The 9,079-nt window shown below is 59.0% G+C and carries 8 protein-coding genes and 1 pseudogene; 5 read left to right on the forward strand and 4 right to left on the reverse strand.

The features are described 5' to 3' along the window. The 4 genes and pseudogenes from Q0M74_RS11365 to Q0M74_RS11380 form a co-directional block, all read right to left on the reverse strand. On the reverse strand, positions 1–497 hold a 497-nt coding region (locus Q0M74_RS11365; RefSeq protein WP_293954518.1), incomplete at its 3' end, for a cytochrome c biogenesis CcdA family protein. Then, positions 494–1,107, reverse strand: a pseudogene (locus Q0M74_RS11370) (TlpA disulfide reductase family protein). The pseudogene Q0M74_RS11370 and the gene Q0M74_RS11365, both read right to left, overlap by 4 nt. 96 nt (positions 1,108–1,203) lie before the next feature. Then, the gene (locus tag Q0M74_RS11375; protein ID WP_191734562.1) at positions 1,204–2,712 is read right to left on the reverse strand and encodes a multicopper oxidase family protein; all 1,509 of its coding nucleotides are present in this window, start codon (positions 2,710–2,712) and stop codon (positions 1,204–1,206) included. Between the two features lie 58 nt (positions 2,713–2,770). Further along, positions 2,771–3,346: a CueP family metal-binding protein gene (locus Q0M74_RS11380; RefSeq protein ID WP_191734563.1), complete on the reverse strand. Its 576-nt coding sequence runs from the start codon at positions 3,344–3,346 to the stop codon at positions 2,771–2,773. Positions 3,347–3,739: 393 nt separating this feature from the next. Here Q0M74_RS11380 and Q0M74_RS11385 point away from each other — a divergent pair, with 393 nt between their 5' ends. The 5 genes from Q0M74_RS11385 to Q0M74_RS11405 all read left to right on the forward strand — a co-directional run bounded on the left by Q0M74_RS11385 (position 3,740) and on the right by Q0M74_RS11405 (position 8,941). After that, a complete protein-coding gene (locus Q0M74_RS11385; RefSeq protein WP_293954519.1) occupies positions 3,740–4,462 on the forward strand; it encodes a response regulator transcription factor in 723 nt (240 codons plus the stop codon). Beyond that, complete coding sequence (locus Q0M74_RS11390; protein WP_293954520.1) at positions 4,459–5,598, forward strand: cell wall metabolism sensor histidine kinase WalK; 1,140 nt, start codon at positions 4,459–4,461, stop codon at positions 5,596–5,598. Before Q0M74_RS11385 ends, Q0M74_RS11390 begins: the two co-directional genes overlap by 4 nt. Before the next feature lie 89 nt (positions 5,599–5,687). Next, a complete protein-coding gene (locus tag Q0M74_RS11395) occupies positions 5,688–6,014 on the forward strand; it encodes a heavy-metal-associated domain-containing protein (RefSeq protein WP_191734566.1) in 327 nt (108 codons plus the stop codon). A gap of 39 nt (positions 6,015–6,053) precedes the next feature. Next, complete coding sequence (locus Q0M74_RS11400; protein WP_191734567.1) at positions 6,054–8,231, forward strand: heavy metal translocating P-type ATPase; 2,178 nt, start codon at positions 6,054–6,056, stop codon at positions 8,229–8,231. Positions 8,232–8,329: 98 nt separating this feature from the next. Then, complete coding sequence (locus tag Q0M74_RS11405) at positions 8,330–8,941, forward strand: YdhK family protein (protein ID WP_293954521.1); 612 nt, start codon at positions 8,330–8,332, stop codon at positions 8,939–8,941. Positions 8,942–9,079: the final 138 nt, after the last annotated feature.

Here is a 9,079-nt window from a genome sequence, read left to right on the forward strand (position 1 = left end):
CCCAGGGCAAAGACCCCACCGAGCAGCGGAGCGCCCAGCCAGGTCGACCACTTCTTGGGAGCCATCCTGGTGTCGCGTTGCAAGGCGGGAACCATCCCCATAAACGCCAAACCCATGAGTATGGTGATCACCCCACCAATGCGCATGAGGGTGTCGGCATTGAGTGTGAGTAGGCTGATTGCCCCGAATACGGTGACGGTGGCCAGCACGAAAACAACTGTGAAGCCAAGGATGAATAATCCGGCTGCGCCAGCCACGGCCCACTGACGTTTCTTGGTCACCACGGCACCGTGTTCGGAGTCGTATTCCACCTCACCGCCCACCACACTTGCCAGATAGGACATATAACCAGGCACCAGAGGCACTACACAGGGGGAAGCAAAAGAAATAAGACCGGCGGCTGCAGCAGCAAAGATCCCGAGCATCAGGGGACCAGAGGCTGCAACATCGGCGAACTGCTGGCCGATGGACAACTGGGCCATCACATCAATAGTCATGATTGAGGTGCCTTTTCAGCTAACGGCAATGCCACGTCGAGGATGTCGTCGGCATCGACTTCACGCAGGAACACCGCAGCCGGGCGGTGCTCTCGGTCCAGAATAATGGTCGTTGGGACCACAGAAGTGGGTATTCCACCCAAAGACGCAGCGGTGCGGAAGGGTGGGTCATAGATCGAGGGGTAGGTCACGCCATTGTCGAGGATAAAGTCCTGGGCGATGGTTTGGTTATAGTCGCGGACGTTAATGCCCAGCACGGTGCCACCGAGTGGTTCGAGAGTTTCCTGGACAATTTGGAGATCATCGACTTCTGCGCGGCAAGGGGCACACCATTGTCCCCAGGCGTTGAGGACTACTACCTCGCCTTCAAAGTCGGACAGGTTGATTTCTTCACCTTCCTCCATCAATGATGGCCCGGAGAAGTTCGGCAGCGGGGCGCGTTGCTCTTCGTCGTAGAAAATCTCAGTTTGTCCACCGGGGAGTGGAACTGGAAGGTGCCCCCGAGAGCGACAGCATTTTGTGCGCCTTCTCCGGAAGAACATGCTGTAACCGTCAGGGTGGTGAGCAGGGCAAGCATGGCGGTGATAATGCGGGGGCGAATTTTCGACATGGACAAGGTCTCCTTTTCCAGGACAAGAGGAAAGAATCCGATGATCTGGCGATTCCGCAGAATCAGTGCATCATCTAATAGGGCCGTGGTGTAGGACTACTCGTAGCGAAGCGAGCTGATCATTCCGGTTTCCATGTGGTAGGCGTTGTGGCAGTGAAATGCCCACTCACCGGGGTTATTGGCGATCAGATCAGCGATCACGGTTTCTCCGTGGCGGAGCAGGACGGTGTCTTTGCGCAGTCCACCGCTGCCGGGTAGAGACCACGTGTGGCCGTGGATGTGCATGGGGTGGGGCATCATGGTCCTGTTGCGCATGACCATCCGCAGGCGCTGGCCTTCCTGCACGGTGCCCGGGGAGGACTGGCCGTTGGTGAGGATGCCCCATTCGTACGGCATCATCTGTCCGCTCAGGTCGATGCTGACTTCTCGGTCTGGTTTGCCCTCCGGCATGAGTGCACGATCCGCGGGTTCAAAGGACGTCAGGAAGGTGCCGGTAGCGTTGAGCTCGGGGAAGGTGGTCTCTGGTGCGGGGGCCTGGCCCCCGGAGGTCCGGACCACGGCGAAGGCCCGGTCATCCTTGCCGGCGGCTAGCGCAGTCAGGGGGAACACACCATCGCCCAGGACCACCTCCACGTCCACGCGCTCGCCCATCGAGAGGTAGAACGATTCGATGTCGCGGGGGCGGACAGGGAAACCGTCGATATGGGTGACGGTCATGCGGTGTCCACCGAGGGCGACTTTGAAGATGGTGTCACCGCCTGCATTGATGAACCGGAGGCGGGCTTTATCCCCCGGTCGGGCGTTGAACGTGCGGTGTGCCCGGGGGATCCGGCCGTTGATGAGGTAGTGCGGATACATAACATCACCGGCATCACCGCCCAGAACGGGGTCAGGGGTGCCGTGGGCCATCATGCCCCCCTCACCACCCATAGCCATCCCGCCATGGTCACCCATATCCATGTCCCCGTGGCCGCCCATGTTCATCCCCGTCAGCATGCTCAGCTGGTCCTCGGGGGTGCTGCCGTCGATACCGTCGACCCAGTCATCAAGCACGATGGTCCATTCGACATCCTGGTCGTCTGCGTCTTCCGGATCACGGACGATCAACGGAGCATGCAGGCCACGGTCGAGTTGCAGGCCACTGTGGGAATGGTAGAAGTAGGTGCCCCCGTGTGGGGTTTCAAAAAGATAACTAAACGTCTCGCCCGGTTCAATCGGGGATTGGGTCATTCCGGGAACACCGTCGGCCGCGTGATGCAGGGCAATACCATGCCAGTGGATGGAGGTGGATTCGGGAAGTTCGTTGGTGATGTCGACCTGGAGGACATCCCCTGCGGTGGTTTCGATGGCGGGTTCACCGGTATCGGCGTTGTACCCCCAGGTTTTTGCCTCGATGCCACCGATATCGATCGACATGGGTCGGGCTGTTAATTTCTTGTGTACTGAGGGTTGCGCCAAGTTCGTTGGTGTTGGGTACGGGCCACGGGATGGGGAAGTGGTGGCAGGGGCTGTGCCAGTGTTGCCACCGCAGGCGGCCAACGCGCCTGTGCCAGCGAGAACAAGCCCGCCGAGCAAGAACTGTCGCCGGGAAAAGTTACTAGTCATAATTCAAACTTTCTTATTGCCAAGCTCAGAGAAACAAAAGGAACATCCAGACTGAATATCAGGTCAGACGCAGGTCCGTGACACAGGTGGCACCGTCGTCGGTGGTACTGAAGTCAACAGCTCCGGTGTGGCCCCCGTGGTTGATCTCAATGAGTCCTTCGGCATTATCTGGGAGCCAGAAGCCGACAAACCCGTTATCGAAGGTGGTGGTCTCTTCGTTCACCAGAACCTCTCCGGAGGCCTCATCTGTGATCTTTACCTTGATCTGCTCATTGCCCAGTTCGCCCCGACAGGTGGTCAGACTGTGATAGAAGCAGTCATGCGTCTGGTTCAGGTAGGGGGCTATGGATACGTAGGTCAGATTCTCCGGCAGGTCCAAGGCCACTTCCTGGGACTGATCCGAGAGGATGAGTTGATCGGTGCGTACCGAGGCGATGAGATCAGTGGGGCGATCGGCGAGAGCCTGTTGATCAAGTTCGTCAATGATGTCTCTGGCGTCCATGCCTGCCAGACCTTGGGAAACCAGAAGATCCTGATCCCTGGTCTGGTCAGCCACTGCGGAGTCAGAGTCGGTGGTTGTACATCCGGCCAACACCAGGCTGAGGGCGGCGAGAATAATCGCAGCTCGTTTCACATCCATCTCCTAAAGGCAAGTGCTCCACACCGTCCTCTGTGGCGGTGATACCTGGCATTTCTAACACGGATCTCTACCCGGTGAAAAACTAAAAACCCTGCTCAGTCGGTAAAAATGGAGGGATATCTGTTCATAGAAGTGGTCGTTGTCACCACATCCTCCTCATGTGTAGCTTGATGTTGACTGGGGTGGGATCCACGGGAAGTGGCCGCTGCGGTGGGTGAACCTATGGTGGGAGCACCTTTTACTCTTATCCCAGTGCCTGTGACCACCGTGGGTAAGGGAGTCCGTCGTCGGCAACTTACACATCGGTATTTAAAGATTTGGCAAAGATTTCCCTGATCAGGGTTTTCGGGTCTCTTCCGGGCAGGTGTTGGGGAGATACTGGGATCTATGAGTGATCACACTAGGACAGACCAGGATCCGATCGGCAGGGTGTTAGTTGTCGATGATGAACAGCCCTTGGCTCAGATGATCGAGAGCTATCTGGTGCGGGCTGGCTTTGATGTCACCCAGGCTCATACTGGTCCGGAGGCGGTTGAACAGGCACGGGCGTGGGCACCGGATGTGGTGGTGCTGGATCTGGGTCTGCCGGGGTTGGACGGAATGGAGGTCTGCCGGCAGATCAGGGCATTTTCCGACTGCTACATCCTCATGCTCACTGCACGAAACAGTGAGGATGACAAAATCGCCGGGTTGACCACGGGTGCAGATGACTACATCACCAAACCATTTAGTATCCGGGAATTGGTTACCCGGATTCGTGCGGTTCTGCGTCGACCCCGTGTCGCGCCTACCGGCAGCCGGATGAGCTCCGTCTGGGTGTTCGGAGATCTTGTTGTCGACACGGCTGCCCATGAGGTTCGAGTCAAAGATTCTCCTATAGCTCTCACCCGCACGGAATTCGCGATCCTGGCTGCCCTAGCCTCCCATCCCGGTCAGGTTCTGACCCGTCAGGAACTGATCGTTGATGTGTGGGATACCTCCTGGATCGGAGATGAACGCATCATTGATGTCCATATCGGTAATCTGCGGCGCAAGCTGGATACAAGCGGAGCGGGGCTTGGATATATCGATACGGTTCGTGGTGTTGGCTACCGCATGGGGCGGGCATGACACACGGAGCGAATCTGACCCTCCGGTTTCTTGTGGCCCAGGCTGTGGTTGTGGTCATCAGCCTGTTGTCAGCAGTGGCCGTAGCATCATTGGTGGGTCCACCACTGTTTCATGAACACCTGCTGATGGCTGATCGCGCGGATGAGCTACGCCATGTCGAGCAGGCCTACCAAGACGCTGGACTGATCACCCTGGCCGTGGCGGTGCCAATTGCCTTGGGATGTGCGTTATTGGCCAGCTTCTGGCTCGCCCGCAAAATCCGCACACCCCTGCGTGGTCTCACCCGGGCAGCTACAGCGGTAGCTGGGGGAAACTATGACGTTAAAGTCCCCACCGATGATGCCGGCCCAGAGGTGACAACCCTGGCCGTGGCGTTTAACACCATGGCTGACCGGCTCGCACATACCGAGGAGGTGCGTCGCCAACTCTTATCCGATCTTGCTCATGAAATGGGCACGCCCGTATCCGTCCTCGCTGTTTACCTCGATGGCCTGCAGGATGAAATCGTGGAGTGGAGTCCGGAAACACAGGCAGTGATGTCTGAACAGCTCCAACGATTGACCCGATTGGTCGAGGATATTGATGATGTCTCCCGAGCTCAAGAAGACCGAATTGAATTAGACCGTGCCGAACAACCCCTGGGTGAGCTTATCCATGCCAGCGCAACCGCAGCTCAAGAGGCATACGCGCTCAAAGGAGTGAGCCTGCAGGCAGTTCCTGTCACAGCGCCCGTTTTCGTGTTCGTGGACCGCCAACGTTTCGGCCAGGTCATGGGCAATCTATTGTCCAATGCACTGCGTCACACTCCCGCAGGTGGTCAGGTCATGATCAGCGCCCGTCGACAAGGTTCGGAAACCGTGCTGATTGATGTGACGGACAACGGGGAAGGGTTGACCAGCGACCAGCTGGGGCACATCTTCGAACGCTTTTACCGCGGTGACGCTGCCCGCAATCGTGACAACGGTGGTTCTGGGATTGGTCTCACGATTTCCAAGGCATTAGTCGAAACCCACGGTGGCACCCTGACTGCTGCGTCCGCCGGGCCTGGTACCGGGACCACACTCACCATCCGTCTCCCACTTTCTCCACCATCAGGGGGTTCTGCTCATGGCCATTCCGTCTTACCTGGGGCATGAAAACTCTCAACCCCTAGCCCATATACCCCATGGGGGTATATGGTGGTGGGTGAGAACCTTTCCAGTCCACTCTTATCAGGAGCTTGAAGATGACCACCCTGCTGCCATTGACCTCCACCCAATCGACTGATCCCGCTGGTTGTGGGTGCTGCGGCCCTGCCGAGTCAGCTGAGGCTTCCGCCCCCAGCGGTGACGCGGCCACTGAATCCATGACCCGATATCGAGTATCTGGTTTGTCCTGCACCGGGTGTGTCAACACTGTCACCTCTGCCCTCGGGGAGGTGCCACAGATCACTTCAGTTGATATAGAACTGATCAAGGGTGGTGTCTCCACGATCACCGTGACCGGAACCGCATCCCGGAAAACCGTCACGCAGGCCATTGAACAAGCCGGTTATGCCCTCGCCCCTTCCTGATCCGACCACCCACCACCCCCAGAGAAAGACAGGAGTTTCATGAGTACCCCACATCATCACGGTGATCACACTGGACATGAACAGCACGACGATGCTGCCACCCACGGCCAGGCCATGCCCCAGGATCACCCCCACTCCGCAATCGACGAGCACCACGGGCATGGCGACCATGCCAGCCATGATCACGACGATGATCACCATGTCCACGGCCACGGTGACCACGCCGGCCACAGCGTTGCGATGTTCAGGGATAAATTCTGGTGGACGCTGATTCTGTCAGTGCCGGTCGTGTTCTTTAGCCCCATGTTCGCCGACATCATCGGTTATCAGATCCCGCAGTTTCCGGGTTCCACCTGGATCGCCCCGATACTGGGAACCATCATCTTCATCTTCGGTGGAGCCCCGTTCCTTAAAGGCGGAGTCGCCGAGCTGAAATCCCGCCAACCAGGCATGATGCTGCTGATCGCCATGGCCATCACCGTGGCATTCGTCGCGTCCTGGGTCACCACCTTAGGGATTGGCGGGTTCCACCTTGATTTCTGGTGGGAACTGGCGCTGCTGGTGACCATCATGTTGCTGGGCCATTGGATGGAAATGCGTGCCTTGGGCTCAGCCTCCTCAGCCCTGGACGCCCTGGCGGCTTTGCTTCCCGACGAAGCGGAGAAGATCGACGGCGATACCACCAGGACCGTCCCCATCGCCGAGCTGGCTGTGGGCGATCTTGTCCTGGTACGCGCTGGTGGTCGCGTGCCCGCGGATGGAACCGTGATTGACGGTTCCGCCGAGTTCGACGAAGCAATGATCACCGGCGAATCCCGCCCTGTGTTTCGTGATGTCGGCGCGCATGTGGTCGCCGGCACTGTGGCCACCGACAACTCCGTGCGTGTCCGCGTTGAGGCGGTCGGTACTGACACGGCACTGGCGGGGATCCAGCGTATGGTCGCTGATGCCCAGGAATCCTCCTCCCGCGCCCAGGCGCTGGCTGACCGGGCTGCGGCATTATTGTTCTGGTTCGCGCTGATCGCAGCACTGATCACCGCGGTGGTCTGGTCGATGGTCGGCAGCCCGGATGACGCCGTGATCCGGACCGTAACCGTGTTGGTCATCGCCTGCCCGCATGCGCTCGGGTTGGCCATCCCGCTGGTCATTGCCATCTCCACGGAACGCGCAGCCAAGTCCGGTGTTCTGATCAAGGACCGGATGGCGCTGGAGCGCATGCGCACCATTGATATCGTCCTCTTCGACAAGACAGGTACCTTGACCGAAGGTGCCCACGCTGTCACCGGCGTGGCACCTGCAACAGGTACCTCGGAAGGCCAGCTATTGGCTTTGGCTGCCGCAGCTGAGGCTGATAGCGAGCACCCCGTGGCCAGGGCCATCGTCGCGGCAGCCAACGAACATGAAGAAGCCTCCCGCCAGCCGATGCGCGCAACCGGTTTCACCGCGGCCAGTGGCCGCGGGGTCCGCGCGCTTGTCGACGGCGCAGATATCCTCGTCGGCGGACCCAATATGTTGCGAGAATTCAATCTCACCATCCCCGGCGAACTGAATGAGCAGATTGAATCCTGGGAACAGCGCGGTGCTGGTGTGCTCCACGTCGTCCGGGACGGACAGATCATCGGGGCACTCGCGGTCGAGGACAAGATCCGTCCCGAGTCCCGCGCCGCAGTGCAGGCGCTGCAGGCGCGAGGAGTGAAGGTTGCACTGATCACCGGTGATGCCCGTCAGGTTGCTAACGCCGTCGGCAGGGATCTGGGCATTGATGAGGTCTTCGCCGAGGTCCTGCCCCAGGACAAGGACACCAAGGTCGCGGAGCTGCAGGATCGTGGATTGCGTGTGGCGATGGTCGGCGACGGCGTCAATGACGCGCCTGCCCTGGCCCGTGCAGAGGTCGGCATCGCCATCGGTGCCGGCACCGATGTGGCCATGGAATCTGCCGGGGTGGTGCTTGCCAGTGACGATCCCCGAGCAGTCCTGTCGATGATCGAACTTTCCAGGGCCAGCTACACCAAGATGATCCAGAACCTGATCTGGGCCTCTGGATATAACATCCTCGCCGTTCCTTTGGCTGCCGGGGTGCTCGCCCCGATTGGATTCGTGCTCTCTCCGGCAGTTGGCGCGATCCTGATGTCCGCATCGACCATTGTGGTTGCCTTAAACGCCCAGCTGCTGCGCCGGATCAATCTTGATCCTGCTCATCTGGCTCCCAGCAAGTAGAAGGAGGAGACCCTGTGGGTCGACATCCCCCTAATCAATAATGACCATCCTGGTCACTCGGCCCCCAGTTCTATCACTATTCCTTGAAAGGAACGATCATGAAACGCACCATCACCATTGCGGCCCTCGCATTGACGTCAACCCTTGTGCTGAGCGCTTGTAGCGACGATGCCAGCGACTCTGACAACGCTGATACTGTCAGCGCCACAGCGACATCTGCGGATAACGGTGAGACCCACGAGGACACCACCACTGCAGAAGACGGTGGGCATGACATGGATCATCCAGAAGACGGTGGTCCGGCACCAGAAGGTATCGTCGAAGCCGTCGATCCAACCTATCCAGTAGGGTCTGAGGTCATTCTCACGGCCGATCACATGCCGGGCATGGATGGTGCTCAGGCCACGATCTCCGGTGCTTTTGACACCACCACGTATTCGGTCAGTTACACCCCGGTTGGCGGTGGTGAACCGATCACCGACCACCGTTGGGTGGTCCATGAGGAACTGGTTGATCCAGGCCAGGCACCGCTGTCTGACGGAGCCGAAGTGGTCATCGATGCAGAACACATGTCGGGGATGAAGGGTGCTACCGCCACCATCGATTATTCGACGGATGAGACTGTCTACATGGTTGATCTGACCACCGACGACATGACCATGACTAATCATAAATGGGTCACCGAAAGCGAGATCCAACCCGCCGAATAGTCCACCCACCCTGAACCGCGAGACCAGACAAGGCACCCGCTCCAGAGTCGGTCATCAATCGCTGCCGACCATGCCGCAGCACACCAGCCACACACGGAACCTGCACGCCCACAGGGCCCACGCTGAGGTAGACCTTCT

Origin of the sequence: uncultured Corynebacterium sp., from assembly GCF_945649885.1 — a bacterium.
Lineage (GTDB): Bacteria > Actinomycetota > Actinomycetes > Mycobacteriales > Mycobacteriaceae > Corynebacterium.